The organism is Sodalis sp. RH15 (genome assembly GCF_047324255.1).
Taxonomy (GTDB): Bacteria; Pseudomonadota; Gammaproteobacteria; order Enterobacterales; family Enterobacteriaceae; genus Acerihabitans; species Acerihabitans ligni.
This window is the reverse complement of record NZ_CP178738.1, coordinates 5,229,041-5,253,635: the sequence shown is the minus strand read 5'-3', so window position 1 is coordinate 5,253,635 and position 24,595 is coordinate 5,229,041. Positions and strand designations below refer to the sequence as shown.

19 protein-coding genes and 6 pseudogenes are annotated in these 24,595 nt (G+C 46.6%); 8 read left to right on the top strand and 17 right to left on the bottom strand.

All coding sequences use genetic code 11. The annotated features are described in order from the left end of the window. Positions 1 to 24 precede the first annotated feature (24 nt). Both ACL2XO_RS23875 and ACL2XO_RS23870 read right to left on the bottom strand, forming a co-directional pair. Positions 25 to 231 (bottom strand): microcin B17 family TOMM, encoded by a 207-nt coding sequence (locus ACL2XO_RS23875; protein WP_413741672.1) that lies wholly within the window; start codon positions 229 to 231, stop codon positions 25 to 27. A 752-nt stretch (positions 232 to 983) separates the two neighbouring features. Further along, a pseudogene (locus ACL2XO_RS23870) lies at positions 984 to 2,007 on the bottom strand (IS110 family transposase). 375 nt (positions 2,008 to 2,382) lie between these two features. On the opposite strand from ACL2XO_RS23870, the gene ACL2XO_RS23865 reads away from it, so the two are divergent. Next, positions 2,383 to 3,327 (top strand): ArdC family protein, encoded by a 945-nt coding sequence (locus ACL2XO_RS23865; protein ID WP_413741671.1) that lies wholly within the window; start codon positions 2,383 to 2,385, stop codon positions 3,325 to 3,327. A gap of 127 nt (positions 3,328 to 3,454) precedes the next feature. Here the strand turns inward: ACL2XO_RS23865 and ccdB (ACL2XO_RS23860) are convergent, their stop codons facing one another. Beyond that, a complete protein-coding gene (gene ccdB, locus ACL2XO_RS23860) occupies positions 3,455 to 3,760 on the bottom strand; it encodes a type II toxin-antitoxin system toxin CcdB (protein WP_413741670.1) in 306 nt (101 codons plus the stop codon). A gap of 340 nt (positions 3,761 to 4,100) precedes the next feature. Between ccdB (ACL2XO_RS23860) and ACL2XO_RS23855 the strand changes: the two genes are divergently transcribed. Beyond that, positions 4,101 to 4,562: a hypothetical protein gene (locus ACL2XO_RS23855; protein ID WP_413741669.1), complete on the top strand. Its 462-nt coding sequence runs from the start codon at positions 4,101 to 4,103 to the stop codon at positions 4,560 to 4,562. After that, entirely contained in the window at positions 4,559 to 4,780 is a 222-nt protein-coding gene (locus ACL2XO_RS23850; RefSeq protein ID WP_132925590.1) for a helix-turn-helix domain-containing protein, read from the top strand. Before ACL2XO_RS23855 ends, ACL2XO_RS23850 begins: the two co-directional genes overlap by 4 nt. 206 nt (positions 4,781 to 4,986) lie before the next feature. On the opposite strand, the gene ACL2XO_RS23845 is transcribed toward ACL2XO_RS23850, so the two are convergent. Both ACL2XO_RS23845 and ACL2XO_RS23840 read right to left on the bottom strand, forming a co-directional pair. Beyond that, positions 4,987 to 5,313 carry a type II toxin-antitoxin system RelE family toxin gene (locus tag ACL2XO_RS23845; RefSeq protein WP_132925554.1) on the bottom strand — a complete coding sequence of 109 codons (327 nt, stop codon included), beginning with the start codon at positions 5,311 to 5,313 and terminating at the stop codon, positions 4,987 to 4,989. After that, positions 5,314 to 5,562 (bottom strand): type II toxin-antitoxin system Phd/YefM family antitoxin, encoded by a 249-nt coding sequence (locus tag ACL2XO_RS23840; RefSeq protein WP_132925556.1) that lies wholly within the window; start codon positions 5,560 to 5,562, stop codon positions 5,314 to 5,316. Positions 5,563 to 6,010: 448 nt separating this feature from the next. Between ACL2XO_RS23840 and ACL2XO_RS23835 the strand changes: the two are divergent. Further along, positions 6,011 to 6,130 (top strand): annotated as a pseudogene (locus tag ACL2XO_RS23835) (DUF1778 domain-containing protein); the annotation flags it as partial. Positions 6,131 to 6,196: 66 nt separating this feature from the next. Here ACL2XO_RS23835 and ACL2XO_RS23830 read toward each other — a convergent pair. Further along, on the bottom strand, positions 6,197 to 6,967 hold the full coding sequence (locus tag ACL2XO_RS23830; protein ID WP_413741668.1) for an SDR family NAD(P)-dependent oxidoreductase: 771 nt from the start codon (positions 6,965 to 6,967) through the stop codon (positions 6,197 to 6,199). Positions 6,968 to 7,307: 340 nt separating this feature from the next. On the opposite strand from ACL2XO_RS23830, the pseudogene ACL2XO_RS23825 reads away from it, so the two are divergent. From ACL2XO_RS23825 to ACL2XO_RS23815, 3 genes and pseudogenes are all read left to right on the top strand, one after another. Beyond that, positions 7,308 to 7,706 (top strand): annotated as a pseudogene (locus tag ACL2XO_RS23825) (Tn3 family transposase); the annotation flags it as partial. 35 nt (positions 7,707 to 7,741) lie between these two features. After that, positions 7,742 to 7,927 (top strand): annotated as a pseudogene (locus ACL2XO_RS23820) (DUF1778 domain-containing protein); the annotation flags it as partial. A 31-nt stretch (positions 7,928 to 7,958) separates the two neighbouring features. After that, positions 7,959 to 8,411, top strand: a complete 453-nt coding sequence (locus tag ACL2XO_RS23815; RefSeq protein ID WP_413743103.1) for a GNAT family N-acetyltransferase — start codon at positions 7,959 to 7,961, stop codon at positions 8,409 to 8,411. A 65-nt stretch (positions 8,412 to 8,476) separates the two neighbouring features. Here ACL2XO_RS23815 and ACL2XO_RS23810 read toward each other — a convergent pair whose 3' ends face one another. From ACL2XO_RS23810 to ACL2XO_RS23785, 6 genes and pseudogenes are all read right to left on the bottom strand, one after another. Continuing rightward, a complete protein-coding gene (locus ACL2XO_RS23810; protein WP_413741667.1) occupies positions 8,477 to 10,102 on the bottom strand; it encodes a DNA cytosine methyltransferase in 1,626 nt (541 codons plus the stop codon). A 217-nt stretch (positions 10,103 to 10,319) separates the two neighbouring features. Then, a complete protein-coding gene (locus ACL2XO_RS23805) occupies positions 10,320 to 12,191 on the bottom strand; it encodes an AIPR family protein (RefSeq protein WP_413741666.1) in 1,872 nt (623 codons plus the stop codon). 5 nt (positions 12,192 to 12,196) lie between these two features. After that, the gene (locus ACL2XO_RS23800; RefSeq protein WP_413741665.1) at positions 12,197 to 13,138 is read right to left on the bottom strand and encodes a PD-(D/E)XK motif protein; all 942 of its coding nucleotides are present in this window, start codon (positions 13,136 to 13,138) and stop codon (positions 12,197 to 12,199) included. Continuing rightward, positions 13,135 to 15,915 carry a Z1 domain-containing protein gene (locus tag ACL2XO_RS23795; protein WP_413741664.1) on the bottom strand — a complete coding sequence of 927 codons (2,781 nt, stop codon included), beginning with the start codon at positions 15,913 to 15,915 and terminating at the stop codon, positions 13,135 to 13,137. Before ACL2XO_RS23795 ends, ACL2XO_RS23800 begins: the two co-directional genes overlap by 4 nt. Beyond that, complete coding sequence (locus ACL2XO_RS23790) at positions 15,902 to 17,374, bottom strand: ATP-binding protein (protein ID WP_413741663.1); 1,473 nt, start codon at positions 17,372 to 17,374, stop codon at positions 15,902 to 15,904. The genes ACL2XO_RS23795 and ACL2XO_RS23790 overlap by 14 nt, the downstream gene beginning before the upstream one ends. 168 nt (positions 17,375 to 17,542) lie before the next feature. Beyond that, positions 17,543 to 18,201, bottom strand: a pseudogene (locus tag ACL2XO_RS23785) (transposase); the annotation flags it as partial. A 242-nt stretch (positions 18,202 to 18,443) separates the two neighbouring features. Here ACL2XO_RS23785 and ACL2XO_RS23780 point away from each other — a divergent pair. Beyond that, a pseudogene (locus tag ACL2XO_RS23780) lies at positions 18,444 to 19,400 on the top strand (ArdC family protein). Positions 19,401 to 19,530: 130 nt separating this feature from the next. On the opposite strand, the gene ccdB (ACL2XO_RS23775) reads toward ACL2XO_RS23780, so the two are convergent. From ccdB (ACL2XO_RS23775) to ACL2XO_RS23755, 5 genes are all read right to left on the bottom strand, one after another. Continuing rightward, a complete protein-coding gene (gene ccdB, locus ACL2XO_RS23775) occupies positions 19,531 to 19,836 on the bottom strand; it encodes a type II toxin-antitoxin system toxin CcdB (RefSeq protein WP_413741662.1) in 306 nt (101 codons plus the stop codon). A gap of 2 nt (positions 19,837 to 19,838) precedes the next feature. Beyond that, on the bottom strand, positions 19,839 to 20,057 hold the full coding sequence (gene ccdA, locus ACL2XO_RS23770; protein WP_113867773.1) for a type II toxin-antitoxin system antitoxin CcdA: 219 nt from the start codon (positions 20,055 to 20,057) through the stop codon (positions 19,839 to 19,841). Between the two features lie 120 nt (positions 20,058 to 20,177). Beyond that, positions 20,178 to 20,924, bottom strand: coding sequence for a MobC family replication-relaxation protein (gene mobC, locus ACL2XO_RS23765; RefSeq protein WP_413741661.1), 747 nt, complete (start codon positions 20,922 to 20,924; stop codon positions 20,178 to 20,180). Between the two features lie 8 nt (positions 20,925 to 20,932). Next, on the bottom strand, positions 20,933 to 22,804 hold the full coding sequence (locus ACL2XO_RS23760; RefSeq protein WP_413741660.1) for a type IV secretion system DNA-binding domain-containing protein: 1,872 nt from the start codon (positions 22,802 to 22,804) through the stop codon (positions 20,933 to 20,935). A gap of 1,242 nt (positions 22,805 to 24,046) precedes the next feature. Next, on the bottom strand, positions 24,047 to 24,559 hold the full coding sequence (locus ACL2XO_RS23755; protein ID WP_413741659.1) for an Lrp/AsnC family transcriptional regulator: 513 nt from the start codon (positions 24,557 to 24,559) through the stop codon (positions 24,047 to 24,049). Positions 24,560 to 24,595 lie beyond the last annotated feature (36 nt).

The following is a 24,595-nucleotide window of genomic DNA, read 5'->3' as shown; positions in this document are numbered from 1 at the left end:
CCTTAGTCCTTATCAATTAGTCATTTAACCCTTGGTGCCGCTGCCTCCGCTTCCGCCATTTCCACCGCTGCAGCCATTACTGCAGCCGCCGCAGCCACCTCCCTGACCACCACAGCTGCCGCCGCCGCCACCACCGATGCCACCGATGCCAACACTTAACGGTGACTGTCGTGACATCTTCAGCACGTCAACAGACAGAACAGAACCAAACTCACTTTTTTTGAATTCCATAACAGATCCTTTAAGAGATTAATACTGCATATGTTATCAATAATCATGTGTTGGCCAACAACACCCATATGCTTCAATTGTTAAGTTATATCAATAATTACATGATAATTTATTAAGTGTGTTTATTTAATTATATACATGTAATACAATTTCATGTATATAATCTAATAAAAAACAACAAACAATATGACACAATTAATCACATTTTGAAATAAATATTTTTGTTTACACTACATTAGTAAATAGAGTGTAAATTCTAAGTAATGAACTAAAATTCATTTATTATGATTTATAATTCAAATTAATTGTGCGTGTTTTTTACGTACATTTCCCCGTTTTCTGGTGCTTGTTCTCCCCCTCTGTCAGGATACTTGTCACCCCTATCTGCAATTCTAATGGGGTAACGGGGACACGATATGAAACGCATTTCACCGGAACGAAAGGCCGCCACACTGGCCAAATTACTTACTCCGTACAACATGACGGTCTCTGCAGTTGCGCAAATGGAAGGGATCTCGGAAGCTACTCTCTATATCTATGGACTACCTCCGTTTTGCAAGCACTGAATTTGGTTTTAAGCTGTTGCTTACATCTATCCGGCATCAGGGAGACCTGTGCCCAAATGGGTAACCGCACACAATCGCCTCAACAACTGGACGGCCTCTAGGGCCATTATAAAGATCAGGTTCCGATTGTGCAGGGACAACCTGCCACCATTTTTCATTACTCTGCAACTTTTAATACGGTAAGTGTCATACTCCTGCTGATTGATATTCTGTTTCGTGCCGAAGGATTGACCAAATAATCCTGGCGTTCTTGTTTGCCACTGCGACAGTAGTTTTATTAAATCCTCTTCGCTCTTTTAACTGGTTAACCCATTGGTTTAAATATCCGTCATTATTATTTTCTGCGACTCTGACGACAGCACGGGCACCGTGAATAAAGAGTGTACGTAGATGCTTATCGCCTTTTTTAGTCATATTCATGAGCACCTGCTTATCCCCACTCGAGTGCTGTCGTGGAATAAGGCCAAGCCAGGCTGCAAAATGCCGTCCATTTTTCAATTCGGTCCCTTTACCAATGGCAGCAATAACGGCTGTCGCGGTTTTCGGGCCGATCCCTTTAACTTTGGCAATGCGCTGGCAGGCTTCTGAACGCCTGAACACTATTTCGATCTCTTTATCAAAGAAGGCGATACGACGTTCGAGATCGATAAAGAGATCGTATAGTTCTGCAAGCGTTCTGCGCATTCGGGTGCTTAATCCATTATCTGCATCTTCAAGGATCAGCGGAATTGCACGGCGAGCCCGGGAGACGGCCCGACCAATTGGGATCCCTCTATCAAGTAGCAGTCCCCTTGATTTGACAGACAGTCGCAGTACGGTGATTAACAATACGTTGTCTTGCCCGATGCAAAGCTTGTATATCTTGTTGTTCAGGGCTTTTGGGTGGGACAAATTGCATTGTCGGTTGCATCAGTGCCACAGCGATAGCCTGTGAATCATTACCGTCATTTTTCTGCCCATGTACAAATGGCTTTACATATTGGGGGCTGATGACTTTTACCTTATGCCCCAATTTTTCAAACTCGCGCTGCCAGTAAAATGCCCCTGTGGAAGCTTCTATACCGATCAGACAAATCGGTATGTTTGCTACAGTCTGTAGCAATAGTTTCCGCTCAACGCGTTTAGTGTAAAGCGGCTTTCCAGCCTGGTTTAATCCGCAGAGCTGAAAAACATTTTTGGCCACATCAATACCCAGATATGCGATGCTCATGGTTGCTCTCCTGCCGAACGTATTTTGTTCAGTTAAGCGCAGTGGGAGGAGGTAGTCCATCCCATTAACAGGCTCCGTTGCCCCCATTGGGATTTTCAGTATGGGGTGTCAACTACCCTGCCAAAAGGGGATTCTGTCAGATAACCTTCAACCCCATTTCACTGCTGCGGTCAAGGGGGATTACGTCTGGTCATGTAGGAGTACTTTTTTCTCCTGTGTGTTTTACGTTCCCATGGCTAATCGTTTCCCAACACAACCCGTCACGCAAGGGTAAATGGCACGCATGCTGCGCCCTTGCGGGACAGAACGATGCCGGGAAAGCGAACCGTCAGGGGATACGAAGACGAAAATCACACCACTGACAGAGAAAAAACCATGTCTATTTCCCTGCATACCCAGACCAGCGCCCCTAACACCGCAGCGGCGACCAGCGTGTCCCCGCTGGAGCAGTCAGGCTCCTCAAAAACGAAATGTTCAAAAACCAGAACCGATATTTATCAGACCGTCACTGACAGCATCATTACGGCACTGGAAGCCGGGGTTAAGCCGTGGGCGTGTCCGTGGCAGCGCGTAGCGGGTATGTCCGGATTGCCTTCTAATTACGCTACCGGTATTGCTTACAGCGGGATGAATATCATACTGTTGTGGTGCAGTGCGTCAAAACAGAGTTTCAGTGACTCCCGCTGGATGACCTACAAACAGGCTAAGGCGGAAGGTGCACAGGTTCGCAAAGGGCAACACGGTACAACGGCCATTTTTTATACCACACTGGAAAAGGAAAACGACGAAGGGGGGATCGAACATATCCCGATGCTGAAAACGTTCACGGTGTTTAATGTTGAACAGATTGACGGCCTGCCCCTGGCGACTGAGCCGGGCAAATCAGTACAGACGTTCGATGCGCTGCCACAGGCTGAAAACCTGTTCCGGAGCAGTGGCGCAAACATCATCGAGAAAAAACAAAACGCCTTTTTCAGACCGTCTACTGACGAGATTTATTTACCGGAACGACACCTTTTTCCCAAGGCTGCCGATTTTTATGCTACCGGTTTACATGAGCTGATTCACTGGAGCGGCGGCAAGTTGCGATTAAACCGAGAAATGAAAGGGAAGTTTGGCAGTGAGGATTACGCTTTTGAAGAAATTATTGCTGAGTTGGGAAGTGCGTTCCTGATGGCGGATTGGGGGATTGTTGGCGAGGTCCAGCATGAAAGCTACATCGCTTCATGGCTGGAGGCGTTGAAAAACGATAAACGTTATATTTTCAAAGCCGCCAGCGCGGCATCGAAAGCGCATCGTTATTTGATGAAGAAGGTTTGAACGGAAATAGAGGAAGCCGCAAAGGAATGCGGCTTTCATACATTCACATTTCGGATTATCGGTGCTTACTGTATTTTCTGGTGACGGGAAATATAACGCCCTTTTACTGAAAACCTTTTAAGGGCATTTAAATACCCCAGGACATGAGATTGATAGCATTTTTGATTTCATCGGCACAATGGCTTACATCCGCAATAATTTCACCGATGACCTCAACGGAAACGCTTGATAATTCAGTTGTCATCAGACGGTAATTTTCACCGTCGATGCGGATCAGGGGGAACAGGGTTTTATTCACTTTTTCAGACAGGTGATGCGATTTTATCAGCGGGATGACCATTCGCCGCCCTGGCGTATCGACAATATCTCTTTGCACATCGACAAACATTTTGTAATGACTTGCCCGCTTATACTGATAAACAGTGAATTGCATGATCACCAGTTCCTGTTTTCATCGGCGAAAGGGCCATCCCGCCCTGTTTCCCTTGGCAAAACCTCTTGCAGCCCAACGTCGATAACGGTATCGTTAAACCGCACCTGCAAAATCAGGTGCTGGGATTGGAACCCCGATTAACCTCACTGGCGACAAGACGCCTGCGCGTCTTTTTTTGTCGCGCGTTTAGCTGCACCAAAAATTATGGTGGGCCGGGCGGGGGCATCGAAAGATGCGCCGGTGTCAGTGAGGCCGGTAGTTCCAACCCTGTTCGGTCCACCACCCTGAGATTGGAACCTCTGGTGGTGGGAATAGTTTGTTACTCACTGGAGGCTGCCTTATGGCTACACCCCTCACCCAGACACACCCGTTACTTTCCATCCCCTTCAGCGCCGCCACGGATTTCACCGAACTGGCCGGATACTGCGAGCTTTGTGCCGAAACATTGCTTGAGAGCGACGATCCGGCGCTGCGGATGGCGCTCTGCGGGCGGCTTTCCGCCTGTATTGCTCTGCTGAAGTCCACGCTGAACGATCCCGTTCCGCATCATCTGGCCGAAAGCCTTACCGTTGATATCCTCCCCCCTCTCTCCCTTGGTTTTGATCCCGATTCTGAATTGCTCTGCGACTACAGTCTTGCCGTGGCGGAGCTTATAACCGGCGGGTTGCTGTCGCGGGAAAGGGAGAGGACGCTCACCGGGCTGCTGGCTGAGTTGGTCTCGTACTTCGCCGCTGATTTGAAAGCCCCGCGCTGGATACGTACTCCTGACGGCGTGAGGTGTATTGGTGAGGTAGCGGCATGAATGAGCAAGACTGGCATCCCGCCGATATTATCGCGGCGCTGAAAAAAAGAGGGATGTCGCTGGCGGCGGTCTCACGTAAAGCCGGGTTGGCATCCTCCACCCTGGCAAATACCCTGACAAAACACTGGCCCAAAGGAGAAAAGCTGATCGCCGAAGAACTGGGTATGATGCCGGCGGAAATCTGGCCATCCCGATACTGCAAATTAGAGAGTCAATAAAGCAACACAATGCCCTGCCTTTATCGGTGAAAGCGGGTAAGGGTAGGGCAGAGGGCTAGGGGGGTGAGGGCGTTTAACGTTCAGCATACATGGATACACTGGGATAATCTTGATGAAGGTATTTCAGATGAAGGTTTATTATCAGGCCGAGGCGATGTGGCGCGCCGGCCCCAACATGTGGAAAACCAGCCCTAAAACAGGCTGATTCAATCTTTGTTTATCTTATCTTGCAAGCTCTCATAAACATCTTCGCGACGATCGACAGTGATAACGGTGATTACGACATTGACCACGCCGCTGTCATCTTGCGTTACTTGATAAACAAGCCGGTAACCATCTGACCGCAGTTTGATTTTGTAGCAAAAGTCGACGCCTGAAAGCTGGTTCTTGAGAGACGTTAAAGCTTCGTTTGATTCTGCGCGTTTTTTAAGCTGTTTTTTGAATTTTTCTCTAACATTGCCGCCCAGTGCATCCCACTCTTTTTTTGCCGATTTTTTAAACTTAAGTCTTGTCTTAAATTCCTTTTCTGACAATTACAAATCCTCCCAATTGACCTCGACTTCTTCCTCATTGAGGCGAGAGCGGACGATACGTGCAAGCTGGCGATCTTCAATGATTTCAAGCATTTTCTCGTACAATGATGCCGGAACACAATAAAATGCCGGTTTACTGTGATTCAGAATCGCCACAGGCCGACCCTCGCCGGACTTAACGGTAGCCGTAGGGTTTTTTTTCAGTTCCGAAATTGATGCTGAGCGATCGGCATAAATAGCAGTAGCCATAAATAAGACCTCAAAAATGACCATAATTGTGGTCTTATCATAAGCTCTGTCTCAAATTTGAGCAACCAAGAATTGCGTGGTGAGAGCCTCTTGGATAAGGCGACTAATCGAACTGCCTTCGATGGAGAGTCCAGACGTCAGAAAGCAAAAAACCAGCCGTTAAGCTGGTTTCTCTAAAACTGTTTTTTGAAAAATGGTGCCCGGACTCGGGGTCATTCAGTTTTCTATTAAATTGAAATTCATCATAAATTTTATCCCCGCCTGTTGTCAAGACCCGCAGATTGACCCGCTTTTTTGCTTGTAGAGCAAAAGAGTGGGTCGGCAGCACGGAAATAGGTCCGGTTCGTTCCTTCGGTTCGATTCCCCAAGCTGTCTGTAAAACGTAATGACTTTTGCGCCGCGTGTGCTGGATAATTAATATCCAGAGGACAGCCCGGAGGATTTCATTATGCCAGTGACGAACAACGTTTCTGACAAGTGTGAGACGTTGAATTTACGCATCAAACCTGCCGAGCGCGATCTTATCGATCGAGCGGCGAAGGTTAAAGGGAAAAACCGCACTGAATTTGGGGTCTGAGTAGCAACGGAACAGAAAACCTACACAAGCTCGCTGTCATGCATTTCTAATGGTGCGCTATGTCAGATTCAGCCCGCCATCCGACAGCAAAATTTCGCCGGTCAGGTAGTCCGAGGCTACCAGCATAGCGACGATTTGGGCGACATCCTCCGGTCTGGCGGCTCTGCGCATGGGCGAACGCTCTCGCCAAAGCTGTTGGGCCGCGGTCCAATCCGCCGTCAGAGGCGTATCCACCAAACCAGGGGCAACGGCATTCACTCTGATATCCGGTGCAAGCGATACTGCAAGCAGGCGAGTGACATGGTTCAACGCGGCTTTCGATGCGGCATAAGGGATTGATGCACCCTTGGGCCGGACGCCAGCGTGTGAGCTGACATTGACGACACAGGCAGGTCGACCGTGCCGGGCTGCATCTCTCAGAGCGGTTTCGGCTTCCGCCACGAGGCGAAATGGGGCTACCACATTGACCTCATGCAGCTCGTTCCAGATGGCAGGCGAGGCGGCCATAAGATCGGCATGGGGAATAACGCGGCTGATGCCGGCATTGTTGACAAGGACATCAAGCCGACCTTCCCAGGATACAGCTTCCCGCACAAGCCTGATCCTGTCAGCATCATCGGCCAAATCGGCTTGGATGTACGTAGCTTTTCCCAATTCAGCGGCTAACGCGAGTCCAATTTCAGCAGAACTGCGCGAGTGCAGGACTACGGCATACCCTTCGCTGGATAGCCGGCGGGCTATCGCGGCGCCGATGCCGGACGTGGAACCAGTCACGAGGGCAACGGGCGAGGCACTCTTTAAGGTTTGGATCAAAGAATATTTCTCCATTTTGCGGCTAGAGAGCTGAGAAGCAGCGGAACAGAAAAGCCTTCACAAGCTCGCTGTCACGTATCATCAACACCGGCTGCGGCCAGTCGCGGGGCGGCCGGAGTTCATCACATACGACAATCTAAGCTGGACAGGGTTTTAGCGCTATAGGTTTCTGCACTGGTTTTGAAGAAGAATAAGAAGACCTCAGCGTCACCACGCGCCGCTGAGCGCTTTTGCAACAAACCCCGGTTTGATGTGATGATGTGGAGCCGATCGCAAAGCCGCCGGAAAAGCCGTTGAATTTCATAAATACCCGTCCATAAACCTATAGCCTATAAACTCCCATGCGCCTAAGTTAAAGACGCTGTACCTCCTGCGATTCATTGATGACGAGAGTTATAGACGGCGTATCCTCATTCAGCTCAATCGCGGAGAAGGACGCCACCAGCTCGCCCGGACTATCTTTCATGGGAAGCGTGGAGAACTGCGCCAGCGTTATCGCGAGGGTCAGGAAGATCAGCTCGGCACGCTTGGCCTGGTAGTCAATCTCGTAGTGCTCTGGAATACAATCTATATGGACGCCGCCCTATCCGAAGGCTATAACGTTAAACCCGAAGACGTCGATCGCCTGTCGCCCCTCGGGCTCAAACATATCAGCATGCTCGGTCGATACGCCTTCATACTGCCGGATTTCGTCGCAAGAGGGGAACTCCGGCCGTTGCGCGATCCATCAAGCGCCGATAGTGATGAGCCGTGAAACCCTTATGTAGGTTTTCTGTTCCGTTGCTACTCAGACCCCACTTTGTGTTGGAAGCCGTACACGCTGCGGCAGAGGAAGCGCTGATTGAGCAACGTATTATTATGGCAGACCCTGAAGCCTATCAGGATTTTCTTGTTCGTCTGGATCAAGCTCTATCGCCGAACGCCGCGTTGCGTAAAACCATGCAAACGCCCGCGCCGTGGGAGCAGGAAAAGTGATCCTAGCCCTGAGCCTCTTCACGCCGGGCATATTCTCTCCTCATTTTGCTGCGGCGTGGATTCTAGGGACAACTGGCTAAAACAGAGGGCGATGAAAAATCAGCTAACCGGCGCATCCCGAACACTCGTCTGCTGCGACGACTCGAAGGTGTTGGCGCATTACTCGTTGGCGTCCAGCGCAGTGATGACAACTGCCGCGTCCGGACGCTTTCGCCGTAATATGCCTGATCCGATCCCGATCGAGGTGTTGGGCCGTTTGGCGGTAGATATATCATTGCACGGCCAGGGCGTCGGGCGAGCACTGGTGCGGGATGCCGGGCTACGGGTGATTCAAGTGGCGGAAACGATCGGTATTCGTGGAATGTTGGTTCATGCGCTGTCTGATGAGGTGCGGGAATTTTACCTGCGGGTCGGGTTTGAGCCTTCACCGATTGACCCGATGATGCTTATGGTAACGTTGGGGGATTTGGTGGGGAGCCTTTAATTCCAAATTATCATGTTCCAATAAATCTCATAAAGTGGGTGGGACTAAAACAGATGTACTTACAATTATACATCTAAATAATTACACAAATGGTTAGCAAGCGCTTTTGCTAATATTGGCGGTACTGCATTGCCAATTTGCTGATATTGAGAATCCTTCAATCCGCAAAATGCAAAGCTGTCTGGAAATGTTTGTAAACGGGCCGCTTCCCGAATGCTCAAGGCACGATGGTGAATAGGGTGAATCCACATAGACTTTCGTACATTCACCACAGTTCCAGAAGGCTCATTATATCTTAACCTCAGATAAATTGTGTTTTGCGTCCGAGAACTATCTGAATATGTAGTCTTAAGTTCCGGAGGTAAATGATGAAAGTTGCAACCTTGTGGAATAACCTCGAATCGTTTCAGAGCATCAGGGGTGGTGTTAGTAGCAACATGGTTATATAACATATCTGAATCGCGAAGTTGCCTTCCTAATTCGCTAATAACTCCTTGAGTTTTAGGAAGTTCAATGCCGATATCACCTTCACTAACTGTAGTGGCAACTTTAATGTTCTCAATATCCTTGATGGCATCCTCAACTGTTCTAAAGTTTGCTTCAGTAAAAGTACCAGCGGGTAAATTGATATTTTCAGATATTGTTTTTCTAACTCCCATAATGACAAAGCGCATTCGTTTTTGCGGAACACCGAAATCTGCAGCTGACAAAATCCCTTTGGTAATACTGTAGCCATTATTTTCTGCACCAAGAATCGATTCAATATAATCAACAACGGCCATTGATGTAACTTTCGCCATTAATCCACATTTTATGGTGTACTCTGAAACAACAATGTGATTATTATGAATCTCCATAGACTTGGAAAGCATTCGCTGTATCATAATAACTGGCTCAATTTTGCTGCATAAATCAATTGGATTTGTTTGAGTATTAGTAAAGTAATGGTTTATTGCATTACCAGTAATATTGTTGTAGCGAATAATAGGATCATTAGTTCCACTCTGTGAAGTGAGTTTTGTTGCAAGAGTGAGCAGGTTTTTTTTATGTTTCTCTAGGGTCAACTTCAGCTTATCATTGTTCTTACGTGTTTTATAAACGACGTTAAGAACAAAATAATCTTTTTCATTCCATAAATAATATGCGGTTCTTTCACTGCTACTAACAACATCAATAACATCCTTAAATATAAATGGTTCATCAAGAAGTTGAATCTCAGTTGGGACTGTAGCAATATCATATCGCCTTATTACGGCTTGATCGCTGTCATCTACATAGAAACGGTGAACCTTGGATTGCAACAGACTAACATTTTCCATTACAAAAGCTTTAGGATTCAAATTAAGGACAGCCTGAACAAATTTTTTGACAAGGGAGTTATTTTGGCTGATTGCATGATTTTTTTGACGATTAGCACTTGAGAATCCTTGACAAGGTGGACCTCCAATGACAACGTCAATCTGCCCAATCTCGGCCTTTATTTTGTCTGACAAAGCATCTTCCACATCGCTGTACATCGCTACTTTGCCCCCGTGATTGCGGAGATAGGTCTGCCTGGCGTTAGAGTTCAATTCAAAAGCTGCTTTAACCGAAAAGCGTTTTGTCTGCAGAAATCCATAGCTAAGCCCACCGGCACCAGCGAACAAATCTACTAAACTGTAATTCGGTTTTGACTTAACTTGTTTGCCCATCGTCTGAATCCATTTTCTTCCAATCGTTCCAACATCATAATAAGTAAGCAAATTTCTGTACTGAACTGAAATATGTTGGTAATTTGTTAGGCATCTGCCAGCATTTCTCTGCACCGTCATTCATGGGGTGCAACCCTCTGTTGCTAATGGCAAATGCTGATGCATTTTGTCATTTTTCTATTGGAATCTTTATGACTTTTGCTGTGATTTCATTATCTTACATTATGAGTCGGTTGGCGTTACCATCATAGACAGCAATGCTTATATCATCTTGACTAATCAGATAATTTCTCATCTCTGCAGGTAGTGGATAGGAAATGCTCTGAACACTATTCCAACAATCTTCACGCTTACACCATTGAGTAACATTTTCCACACTGCGATGCGGGTCGGTCAGTCTAGCATAGACTTGCTCGGACAACTCAATCAAAATTTTTTGAAGAATATTAGGTACAACCTGTCGTGTCCAAATTGACATTAAGTCCAAATCATGTTTCTCAAACTGTTTCTGTATCAATTTATGTAGAAGTGCGATGGTATAGGTTACGATATTTGCACGGTATCCCTGTTGATACCATACTTGAGCTGGTATCATCGATTCGGTGTACTTAAATATCAGCACTAGAGCAACAGTTTCTTGAAAATATCTGTCACCGAACACTAGTACATCATTTTTTTCATTCCACTCTTTGCTGGTTTTATCGGCGAACTCTGTGAAGTTCGTCTGTGCACCACGACTTACAATATGTGGTAAGCCTTTCCAAGAGTTCCTCACTTTAGCAAGGTCAGTTTTTGTGATTAACTGATTCTTGGGGTTTTGAAATAGGAATTTTTTCTTCTCAGCTTTTGTTAAGCGCATTTGTTTTTGAAAATACTGACCTCGCGCCCGTTCATAAAACCACTTAGTGTCAAATTGAGAACCTCCAATTGCTCTTGCGTATAATCGCTGTGAACAATGTTCCATTCGCACATGAAATGGATGTGTTGAAAAGAAGTCTGCATCACTAATCTTATTTTGGCTGTTTGATGAACGGGAAATATTTTGAATAAGCTCTGTCGCTTCCCCATCAGGAATTTCTTCAATAACTGTAAGCTTCATTTGCACAAAGATTGTACTGAGATCACATTTATCTTTATATCGTGTATTGGATAAAGAAGCGGTGGTTTGACCCCCATTAATTATCTGAAAACCCCTTGCCGAAGCAAGAGATTGTCCTTGTGGAGAAGATTCAATTCGAACATTCATTGCAATGGCTGATATACCATTGTTATAAGCGAAAAATCTTTCAGGATAGTTCAGAATGGTTGCGCGTATTTTTTTATTCACTGCAACTTTGGTAGATAAAAAAGAACGAACGTTCCCTTCCAAAAGCAAACTGCCATATTTATCATAAATATTGGCTAAAACGGCTCCCGAAATAATGCAAAGATAGCTTTTAAAATATTCTGTCGCAGCTCCACTGGCCTCCAAACATTGGATACCATGCTTGGAATGTTCCTTGAAATTTATTTCGATAATGTGCCGACCAGTCTCCGATCCGCAAATTCTAAATAGTCGTTCGATATTCAAAATCTGGCATTCAGAAGGAATACCATCAATGTCGTCCGATTCCAGTTTAGTAATAGTCGTACTAACATTTGAAGTTGAAAAAATCAGTAACTGGTACTTACGGATTTCCGCCCGTTTTTCCCTCAACAAATCAACCAAATCCGAGCATGGCCGACTCATTTCTACATTGCGGTGAAGTGGAGTGTTTTGCACATCATCTACAAAATGCGATAGGCGACCTTGCAGTTGTTTGGCTTGTGTTTTCGCAAGAACACGCCCGGTCTCTGAGCCATTGTAATCTGCTATTATCAGACTCATGGTTTTGTCTAATTCATCGTAAGCATAACCATCAACACGCAGTTTTCGGCTACGCTTTCCAGTTCCCTCGAAATAAGAGGCGGTGAAGTCCAATAGAAATTCTGCTTCTTGCAAATAGCGGGCAAAAGCAGATACAAAAGACGCACAGGAACCTTCGCCGGTTGCTGCAGCTTCAGCTTTTATATCTTCAAGAAAATCTTTTCTGAATTCCTGTGAGTCCATCCATTTCATCCTTTTAGCCAGTTTTTCAATGCGGGCAAGCTCAATTCGTAATGCAAAGCGATTATTTCTGCAGGTACTGAGTGCGAGGTAAGCCGTGGAAATGATTTATCAACGCTGTATCTCTGCATAGTAGAATAATAGTATTTCTGCTCAGAGTATTCCTGCAAGTCTATATATCCATATGCCGCCAGTTTGTTTCGGAATAGGTCAAGTGCTTCTGTATGAGAAGAAAGCCTGTCACTTATCCTATAGACAACATCATTCAACGAGACCGCACATGTTTTGTCAGGAGCGACTCTGTCAATGCGCATAATAACGAGCTCGCCTGTATCTTTGCAATCAAGCTGTTCTAACGAAGAAATGGTTATACTTGTCGCTGAAGCCCCAATGCTCTTTATCTCATACCATCCATCAAGATATATGAAATCTTGGTCTGCCGCCTCTGCCCCCGACCAGCCTTGAACTGCATTCAATACAGAATCAACACAGTCCATGTGCTGTTCTAAAAACAGCAGTTCACCCAACAGACCTTTTCGTACGCGTTCATCCATAAGCCCGCTCTTTTGCAATTCAAGCAACCTGCTCCATTGTCTGTAACGGCTTATGACCAAAGCCAGCGCTTCCTTTTCATCTGTAGCCGTACGCGAGTACTCAATAATGTCGCAGCAAAGGATTGCAAAGACATCTTGCTGTTCATCTCGCAAAAGTTCAATTGTAAGGGTCCAACGGTTATCTGTTTCGCGGCGACGACGGCTTACAGCCATTGACTTAGAGGATTCAAAAGTATTAATCGCAGTATTGCAGACAAGCAGCAGTGTTCGCTGACTGATAGACTGATAGCCAATGTGCCATTCAAACGGATGCTGGATATCAATCTGCAAGAACCCGCCATCCTTGTAGCTGATGCTGTCCCATTGCTGTTGGAGAATTTCAGGTGTTATTTTCATTCGTCCTCATTCTCATCGAAGTCATAGTAATTGCGAAACTCAACAAGATTAACCATATAATTTGCTGTTTTCTCTCCGCCGATAGCAGGAATACCGATCCCCAAGGCAAAAAGATAATCTGGCACTTGTACACCTTTTTCAATCTGGCTACGGAAATTCCCTTGGGGATCAGTTTTAATTTTGTCGACAGCAATAACGTGTAATATTAATATTGGGTTTCGCTGAATACTGAGATACGCTTTGTCCGGAATATGACGCGCATTGGGTTTTATCATTTTAAAGTTGTTTTCAGCAGTCTTCTTTTCTTCCTCAGTTAATCCGATTTTTGCTGCGCCGCCGGAACCGACACGTACTTTTGTACCACTGATGCTAATCTGCCCGTTTGTTGCCTTTACAGCACGTGATTCCGGCCTTATTACCAAAATTTCATATCCGTAGCTTAGTTTATAGCCTTCATTTTCGCTGCCTTCTGCAATGAAGACATCCCAATCACCCAGATCAGCATCATCTCTTACAAAATCTGCAAGTGCAGCACCTTGAAAATTAAGCTGCCATGTGTGGGTTTTGAACTCGCGAAGAAGTTGTTCGACTTCATCTTTTTTAATGCCCGTCCAAAAGAAGCGGGCATCTTCTCGCTGAATTCGCTGTCCAATATCAGGTAAACGATTTATGAAATCCTTAAAAATTTCCTCATTCAAGGTTAAAGAAGTGGGATCGGCTTTTAAACGAGGGGTTTCAAGCAACCGGCCTGACACTGTAATTGGGCGCTTAACGAGTGTGGCCGCCCGCATCTTATTTTTCGCGGTAACTATTAGGGAAGCCGGGTCTTGACGAACCTTTAGACCAAAATCCATTGGGGTAAGGTTTGCATTTTTCATCAGTGCTATTTCAAGCTTCAACTCTTCTGTTGCGGCTGTTATATATCCATACCAGTCAATCGCCTCTACACTAATCCAGATTTTGAATAAATCGGCGTAGTCAGGACGGTAACCAAACCATCTACCCATTTGGAGCAGTGTATCGTACATAAGGGAACGACGATAAAAGTAGCTGACACATAAGCCTTCTAACGTCAATCCACGGGATAAACTGTTTCCGCCAACAGCGATGACACGCAATCCGTCATGCTTGTGGTTGAAGTAATCGAGGCTGGTTGCTCCGCTTTGTTGGTTGACCGCTCTTACATCAATAGGGGCGACCGCTTTGAATAAATAGTGTGATAAAAACTGATACCACGGCATCGGGCTTTCCGGCTTACCTGCTTTTTTGGCAAGCTCATGCTTTTCCCAGACCGCCTTGAGATAGGCAATGCTGGGAATCTGGTCGCTTTCAGGCTCGGATAAACCTGCATAGTTTTGTAAATCCGAACGCATCTGAATTACCCATTCTGTAGCCAAATCACGGATTTGATTTTGAACATCGGTGAAACGACTGACATGAATCATCATGGAACGATGCTTATGATCATCGCCTCTGATATCGCGTATTCCATTGACCAGCAGAAAATATGCCATTGCCTCCTTCATGCTGGGCGGCAACTCCGTTACAATATGCCCCTTTCGATGAGTGAACGGGAAAAAGGCATTCATTTCTATTGGGTAAATCGGCTCAAGAACAACATCCTTATATCTTGCCGGGGTTTCCTCATCGCTGCCAAATATATCTTCCGCCCCGATATAATCGGTCGGTGGCGAAAGTGCATAAATGAAGTCCCGTGGAAACAAATCGTCCCCGATCATTTCATCGACACTGTCCGGGTCAATGAATATGTTGGCATATGGAGTTGCCGTAATGCCAAGATAAGAAGCCTGTCGAAATAGTTTTAGCAAATCACGAATCGCCTTATTGATAGCGGTCGGGTCTTTTTCGGGATCGTTCGTGTTCACTGATGCGTTATCGGCTTCATCATCAATAAGAAGGAGCGACTTATTGATTGCGCCTCTAGCATCAGCATTATTGCTTTTCAGCCAGCGGATAAGGTTGTTGAGGATGCTCTTGTTCTTTTTGATAACAAAGACAACTGTAGTGTTCACACTTTGCAATGAGAGTCTTAGTTGGCGCAATATGTTCTTATCAAAGTCTTTTACAACTGAGGTGAAGGATTCTATTCTTTTTTCCTGTCCGTACTTGCCTACGCCAACAGGAATGTTCTCAATGTCGCGTTTTGGGTCCAAGAGATACTCACTCTTCCTTCCTGAAAATTCCGCATCAATACGTTCCTGTGTTTGCTGGCGCAGATTTTCCATCATACCAGCAAGAATAATGATAACATTGTAGCCCGTGTCAGCGGCTTTGTTGCATATGGCAGTGTAGTTGGCAGTCTTTCCAGACTGCACATCCCCCAGCACCAGACCTCTTCGCTGGAAAGATTCATCGCTTTGGGGGTCACCTAATAAGTCAACGATTTCGTCAGATACGCGGTCAAGACTGCCGGTTACGCGTGAATTCCACCCCTTGACTTCTTCAAGATATGTCTTATACCGCTTCCAGAAGAAAAAATCTAAATCGGCACGTCTTGCCGGAAGCCATGATTGATGCGGGCGTTTATTGTCAGTGATGGCGATGCCCAAATCCATCTGTACGACAACTTTTGCCATGAGTTTGCGCCTGATTTCTGCGAACTCATCGTCGCTGAGAGGATACAGTGGTTGAAGCAACCGGCGGATTTCTACCGCCATCTCTTCAAACTGGGCTTCGGTTGGTGGATAGTCTGGGTATTCTTTGTTAATGCTGGAAGAAATAATGCCTTCCAACTGCTCAACATTAGTTGCTGTCATACGGGCTTCCTTCTCTATAGCGTTCTATGAGTTTTGGATAATTCACAAATGGTACAGAAACTGCAAGTCGCTCCAACAGCTCCATTTTTCCTGTAGGTGTCGAAATTTGTTCAAGCAGGCCACGCAATATGATATCAACTTCCTGCACGGTTATTTCAATATCATTTTCAATCTGCTTGTCAGAAGTCAAGTCTAAATACAACTGATTGAGGGGTATTCCCGCCTCAATTGATTTCAGTAAGTTTTCGATACAACGCTTAACCTGTGGTGTTGCCTCTGCAAATGTTTCAACTAATGGATGGTCGCGATTTATTCCGTAGTAGTAGCCGCCATGTTTTCCTCTGAACCGCTGCCAAATATGTACAATGGAGTCGTTGGTTTCACGCTTGCCACGAAACTCCCATGTGCGTTTACTTTTGCCTGCTAGACGCTCAATAATTGATGCCAGATTGTTGCGCACTATTTCTGGCGGGACAGCAGTGGATTTTTTGATATCAAGTGTCCAGAGATTGTCTAGTTCATTAGGTATATCGACTTGAACACGAGCCAGCTTGGAAAGCTCGCCCTGCCGCATCATACGGAACCAAGTGCCCCAAACCAGTAATCGTTTATTTCGATAAATATAGAAGCCCTGGCTTTTTCTGAGACCTTCCTTGCCTCCAAGTGCAGTAATTTCTGCATTAGATAAATCTGAGATATGCGGAAGAATATATGGGCGGATTGTCACTTTTGAGCCTTCGATATATATGGACTCATCTGACATCACTTGTGTGTTCCGCCACAAGAGGAATGGATCTGCCGGCTCAATGGGGATGTTATTCATCCTTATCTGCATCTTTTTCAACCCCGTTTCACCGCTGATATAGCGGTGAAAGACCAAGGAAAGGTGCACCCGCATTTCATCCATCTTTTTTCCCATTGAGCGTTCAAAGTCAAGTTCTCCAACCTTGAGCTTGTCAAGGTTCTGCCACACTACAAGTGTGCCGGATTCTATTGCTTTCAAACTGTCAATACGAGGGATTTGATTGATTTCGTCTTCCGATTCAAGGACTAACAGCGACCAGTCTCCGGAAGCAATAACATGGTCAATATCCCAGCGTCTGGCCTCAATGTGGCCGTGATTTTTGCTGACTACAGTTAAGGTTCGGCACTGAGAAAGTGATGCCGTTTTTAAACCAAGGCCAAAACGTCCTAGATCATTTGCGGACCGTTTCTCATTCGGGTTTTGGCTACCGTAGCGCATAGCAGTATTAAGTTCTTCCGCAGTCATCCCACAGCCATCGTCCATAATAGCGATATATGAATCTCCAATCGGGTAGAAGAAAATGCCAATGCATAAAGCTAGTGCTGAGATGCTGTTGTCAATAACGTCAGCAATTGCTGCTTCTAGTGTATAGCCAATGGCACGGGTTGATTCGATCAGTGTCGGGGCATACGGCGGCAACAAGATGCTCTTCATGCAAAAATCCTTCATATCGGATTGAAATATCAATTCTTTCTAATATATAAATAAATTGCAACTTTGAATGTTAGTATCGGATAAAATCGGACGTTCCGTGGATTTACGGTAGAGTCCGTTAAAATGGTGTAAATTCAGTGCCAGCTTTCCGGCACGGTAATTAGCCTGTTATAAGCTGACTGGTCGCGCTTCGATTAAATCATTTTCAGCGGATTGTCCTATCTCCGCCATGCCATGCCATGCTGTGCTGGGCAGGTAGCTGTTCTGCAACCCCATTCCTCATTCTGCTCCGTCAGCACCTCACCCAGAAGCCGCATTATATCCTCTTTTTTGTTGGGGAAGGTACCCACCACGTCAGTCTGCCGTTTCGCTTTCTTGTTGAATCGTTCCAGCATGTTCGTAGAGTGGATTTTTACCCGGTGTGCTTTCGGGAAAGCGAAGTACGCCAACACATCCGCTTCGGCCTCATCCATCATTTCTGTGACCGACGGGAAACTCTTTTCCAACTGGTCGGCGACCCTCCTTCAGGTGGTATGAGCGCTTTTCTCGCCCGGCTACACGGACACTTGCTGCAACACAGCATGCACCACCGACAGATTAGCCTTGTTCACCCGCCACATGACGTTGCGCATGAAGTGTACCCGGAAACGCTGCCAATTGGCGCAGGACTCCTGCTGTATCGTTGATTTCAGACCATTGTGCGAGTCGGAGATAATCAGCTTCACGCTCTGAAGACCTCGCTCCTTCAGGCCCGGCGGGAAGCTCAGCCAGAACGATTTGGCTTCCGATTCGCCGATATCCATCCCGATAATCTCCCAGCATCCGTCCTAGTTATCCATTTCACCGCTACGGAGTAAAGGGCGCTACGTCAAGGTATGCAGGGGCAAATTTTTTCTCCTGTGTGCTTTTCGTTTCCATATCTGCTGCCGGTTAATCGTTTCCCAACACAACCCGTCCCGCAAGGGTAAATGGCACGCATTCTGCGCCCTTGCTGGTCGGAACGATGTCGGGAAAGCGAACCGTCAGGCGATACGAAGACGAAAATCACACCACTGACGGAGAAAAAACCATGTCCATTTCCCTGCATACCCAGACCAGCGCCCCTAACACCGCAACGGCGACCAGCGTATCCCCGCTGGAGCAGTCAGGCTCCTCAAAAACGAAATTTTCCAAAGTCAGAACCGATATTTATCAGACCGTCACCGACAGCATCATTACGGCACTGGAAGCTGGTGTTAAACCATGGACGTGCCCGTGCCCGTGCCCGTGGCAGCGCGTAGCGGGTATGTCCGGCTTGCCTTCTAATTACGCCACCGGTGCAGCTTATAGCGGGATGAATATCATGCTGTTGTGGTGCAGTGCTTCAAAACAGGGATTCAATGATTCCCGCTGGATGACATACAAACAGGCGCAAGCGGCAAGGGGGCAGGTTCGCGAGGGAGAGCGCGGCACGACAGCCATTTTCTACTCGACCCTTGAGAAGGAAAACGACGAAGGCGGGATCGAACATATTCCGATGCTGAAAACGTTCACGGTGTTTAATGTTGAACAGATTGACGGTCTGCCCTTGGCAACTGAGACAGTCAGCCCCGCCGAGACGTTCAATCCACTACCGCAGGCTGAAAATCTGTTCCGGAGCAGTGGCGCCAACATAATAGAAAAAGGAAAAAACGCCTTTTTCAGGCCGTCAACTGATGAAATCTGGCTGCCGGAGCGCCGCCTTTTTTCTGACGCTGCCAATTTTTAAGCAACTGGTTTGCATGAACTAGTCCATTGGAGCGGTGCAAAAAATCGTCTGAACCGTGAAATGAAAGGGAGGTTTGGTAGTGAGGATTATGCATTTGAAGAGTTGTGCGCTGAGCTGGGAAGCGCTTTTCTGATGGCTGATTTAGGGATTGCCGGAGAGGTTCAGCATGAGAGCTATATCGCTTCCTGGCTGAAAGCGTTGAAAAACGACAAACGCTATATTTTCAAAGCCGCCAGCGCGGCATCGAAAGCGCATCGTTATTTGATGGAGAAGGTTTGAACGGAAATAGAGGAAACCGCAAAGGAATGCGGCTTTAATCATACATTCACATTCCGGATTATCGGTACTTATTGTATTTTCTGGTGACGGGAGATATATCGCCCTTTTACTGAAAACCGTTTAAGGGCGTTTAAACACCCCAGAACATGAGATTGATAGCATTTTTGATTTCATCGGCACAAGGGCTTACATCCGCAATAATTTCACCGGTGACCTCAACGGAAACGCTTGATAATTCAGTTGTTATCAGTCGGTGATTCTCGCCGTCGATGCGGATCAGGGGGAACAAGGTTTTATTCACTTTTTCAGACAGGTGATGCGATGCTATCAGCGGGATGACCATTCGCCGCCCTGGTGTATCGACAATATCACTTTGCACATCGACAAACATTTTGTAATGGCTTGCCCGCTTATACTGATAAACAGTGAATTGCATGATCACCAGTTCCTGTTTTCATCGGCGAAAGAGCCATTCTGTGCGATAAATCTGGCGACTTCCTCCATCCCTTCGTGGTTCTCTTTCTTCCACTCCTCAGCCTTTATGCGACGGGCTTCCTTGCCGATAACTTCATTCACCAGACCAGAAATATTGACTCCGGCAGCATTCAGAACCTGATAATTGTCTTTGTCCACGGTAACGCTGACTCTGTGTTTCATAGTCGTGTTCCTCTTCTGTGCATACTGTGAGTATATACCTTAAAAGATTACTCATCAATTCAATAAACCATGCGGCAGGCTTACCGTATAGGTAAACCTGCCAGCACAAAAAGCACTGGCTTAAGCGTAGTGATGCAGCTCCAGTTGGTGCAGTTCGGCGAGGGTATAGACACGAAAAACATGACGGTGGCGCGCTTCCAGCGGAATATGCTGATGGTTAACGATGACGTGTTTTATACTTGCGAATAGCAGTTCAATGGCACGTTTTTTCTGTTGATCGGGCACGAGATAAAAAACGTAAATCCAGTATTTATTGGTGCGCGCCAGCAGGTGGCTGGCAATGATCGACTGGTAACGGGCTTTGGTTTTCAGGTGGCGTTCGGTTTCGACCGCGATGACTTTTCCGTCCGGGAGTGTTACCAGCCCGTCAGGTCTGTGTTTGACCTCATACTGGCTGAGGAAGGCAGTGCGATCGCCGTTTATCCACCCAGAAGCGCCTTTTTTCTCAAGGATGATCCGTGCTAACTGGTTATCAAGATGATGTTCCAGCGTCCAGCCGGTGATTTTTGAGGGTTCAAACCGCGCCGGGAAAATGGCATCATCCGTGGTTAAAACGACGGCCAGTCCATCACTGGTTATTCCCCACAATGAAATTTTCATCGTCCGCGATTCAAGTACATGTTTTTGTATTAACCCCATTCCCTCGACTTTTAACAGTAGCGAATAGAGTGACTTGTGATCCCTGAAGCCGAAAAGCAGCATCAGCGTTTTAAAATCGCTGTAGGTTTCTTCTTTCAGGAAATTCAGCAGTCTCTTTATTTTCTCGCTATTGCGTGCGGTGCGCTCGTTATGCGTTGCGATAAGCATTTAGCCTCCTAAAAATCGAGAAGGGAGAGTTTTTCTTCTTCGTCAGGCATCGGCTTTGTGGCTTTATTATCTTCATCCGTGAAGAAAAGATCGGGCCGGGTTTCCATTAAATTTAGCGTTGATGCGGGTATAGGCATTTTTTCTTCTTCGCTAAAATCCAGCGAGACTTTTACCGATGCCGCTGACGCGGCAATTTCAGGAGAAACAAAAAAGATCTCTAGTTCGCGCTTTTTTACCTTTATCGGCGAAATCAACGATGCGGATGGAAGTTTTCTGGTGGTGAATATAAAGCTGACAAAATCAGGCAGGTTCAGGATCATATTACTGTCAATAAAGAAACGCTCGGCCTGTCGGATTGTGCGTTCATCATCAATAGTTTCAGTCAGCACGGTATCAGTTTTCGCCTTGCGGACTTCATCATCCACTAATATGGTGCCTGACATTCTCGCCACCCATTCAGCAGTATCGGGGTCCATAACGCGATAAACCAGTTTGAATTTAGCGTTTTCAACGACGGCACCCACAACGGCGTCACCTTTTAAATCTGCCGGGCAGTCTTTTAAATCGGCGACAGATTGATGGGCCATAATAATATGCACACCTTTATCCCGTGCCGCGCCTAATCCCTCCAGCGCCGGTTTTGACAGGTGGTATTTCAGTTCATCGAGAAAGATGGCAATGGGCCGGGGCGTTTCTTTTACCCGATCGCGCCTTTCCGCCAACTGGTAAAGACGTACCAGCAGCATTCGCTGGGCGGTAATAATCTTGCTGTTTCGCATGGAGCCAATGACATAACAGCAGCCACCTTCATCAAATATCTGTTTAAGTGAAAACCCCTTCGGCGCGTTGATGGCATTGAGTAATGCTAGTTCCTCAATCTTACCGAAAAAGGCTTTGATGTTTTCCGCAATACCCTGAACGTAATCACCATTGTAAATGTCGCGGATAGTTGGGTCTGAAAAGTGGCTGACGAATTGCGCCGCCATGCGCGCGGCCTTTCTGTCGTCAATGCGGTAAAAGTCGGATTCTTGCCCTTTCTCCGCCAGGCTGAAACCGGCGACAAAAAGCTCCTCCAGTTCATCCGGGGTAATATCTTCAATCAGGTTTAACTGGTATTGCTGTTTTCGCAGGTCAATTAAGGCAAAGGGTTTGCCTGCATCCTCACAGGCTTTCCGGTAGAGGTGCGGTGCCCATTCATCATCTTTGGGGTCCATAACAAAGATGCCTTCACCGGCCAGGATACTTTGATAAAGTAATATCCCGGTAGCCACCCCTTTACCGGCGCCGGTTGTGCCGATAATATCCGCGTGTTGTCTTTGCCAGTCTTTTAACGGGAGATACATCGGTTGTTTATCCCGGTCCATCCCGATAAAAATACCTTTGCTCAAATCGATATAATCCAGTGGATCATAATGCAACGTTTCCGGCAGCAGTGATTTAACCGTGCGCACATCGGTGCGTAATTCCCGCTCAAGCGTTGACTTTTTAACGAACCGTTTCTTTATTTTGTCCAATTCTGGCATTAATAACCTACGCAGCAGAATATGGAAAATAAGACCCGCTACGGTGAAGACAATCAGCACCGACCATGCCAGGACGGGAATGCTGGCGACTATTCGGCCTTTATAAAACCACTGAAATATCCAGATAACAACCGGGGCCATCGTACCGAAAAGAAAACACAGCATGGCAAAAGCAATAATCAACTTTTGCCAGAACGGGGCTTTTTGCCGTTCATCGCTTTTCATCGACGCGAAAAACGGCATGGTCAGCCCCGATAATAACGCCAGCATCAGTTGATGCTGTTGCATAAAAGCAATGAAGGCCAGCGCGCCATTCACTATCGGTGACAGTGAAACGGCCAGCTTATTTAAGATCATGGTGCCTCCTTCGTCAGCAACTCGCCCCATAGCATCGCCCCATCAATTCGCCCCACGGTGTTGGGCGAAAAGGCGGGGCGAAAGCATGGGGCTCATGAGGTGGTCGCGTTGCGACCATGCGCCGGGAGGCTTACTTCCCGGCCCGAGCGGCGTGCGCCAGTTCACGCGGGCTGGACGCCCTTATGGACTGTCGCATGGGGGTAATGTCGCGGCTGGACGCCGCGCCAAAACCCCCAACGTCAAAGGCGGCACACCGTCGCCCGCTACGCGCGACCACCCCCTTTGAGACGCCGTTTTTCGCCTATTTTTTCTTTTGTCCGTTCCGGCCAAGCGAAAAAATGGGAAAACGCCTTCAAAGAGGGTGGTCGCGCCACGCTACCGGCTTTTGGCCGGAGACTTAGCCGCGACGGTGTGCGGGGCTGACGCCCCCCAAATAAACCGACGCGTGGGCGCGTCTTTTTGCTCGCTAGGGCGGCAAAATTTATTCGGCTCCCCCCGCCAGCTCGGTTCACCTGGGGGTGAACGCTCGCCGGTGGGTTCGGCGACGCAAATTAGCAATTTCTTCGAAATCGAATTTACTCGCCTCACGCCACTTTTAATCCTATGCTGGAGCCTAGGATTAAAAGCCCAAAAACACCGTCTGTGAGTATGGTTATTACCATTACTGGTTGGTGTTTTAGATGCGATGAAATTAACAATCTTGTGAATTGAATTTCAACGCTGAGTTCGGTAGTAATGAAAATATTATAGCCTGCGATTTGAAATTTTATGGATAGATATAATTCAGTGCGGTTGAAAAATTTACGCTGATGAAATGTGAATTATGGCAGCGTAATTATATATTGAAGAAACAATTAGCCTCAAAGTAATAACTTGGATACCTATTCCTGTGCCGGAATTAATAATTAATATAGTAGGGTCAGCAGTCACATCTAAGGCTGTTGCACGAAGATCTCACCTTCGGTCAATATCTCTGGCTTTGAGTGATGATAAAGTCATTGTGGTAATGTGATATTTCTTGAAGATCATTTGATTTTTGCCACACATGTAATATTGTCCTGACATTCTATGATGCAAATTCTTTTAGCGCTTTATTTTATGATATCCACGAAGTTCTTATATTGGCTGTTTTTATCATATCCTTTTATTTAAAATGCGCCTTTACTCTTTTATGTTATTAGCATTATATTATCGGCAAATGCTCAGGTGCGTTTGTAAGCATCACTCCAGCACCTATGCGGCTTAATTCGGTGCAAGGGGCAGGGCGGTGCCGGATTTTACTTTGCTCATGACCACCCAGGTAGTAAAACTACGTACGTTCTGTTCGGCCATTATGACCTCTTGCGTAAAACGTTCATAATCCCGCAGGTCGCGACAGACCACCGTTAAAATAAAGTCATACTCCCCGGTGACGTAATAACACTGTTGGACTTGTGCTTGCTTAAGCATCGCTTGTTTGAAAGATTTGATCTGTTCGTTGCGTTCTTCAAGCAAATCGATACCCACCAGGCAAGTCACGGGGTAGCCGAGAGCGTGAGGGTTCAGTGTAGCGGTTTCCTGCTCAATGATGCCATCCGTGCGCATCCGTTTAAGCCGCCGTTGCACCGCAGCAGCCGACAGTCCAACCTCTTCACCGATGCTTTGCGCAATATGGCGGGTATCGCGTTGATAACGCGCCAAGATACGGCGGTCGAACTCGTCGATAGCGGTTATGCTGTGGCTCTGTTGCGGTTTAGCCGCTTTTTTATCGCTCATTTATCCGTTAGTCCGCAAGAAAGTGCCTGAATATGC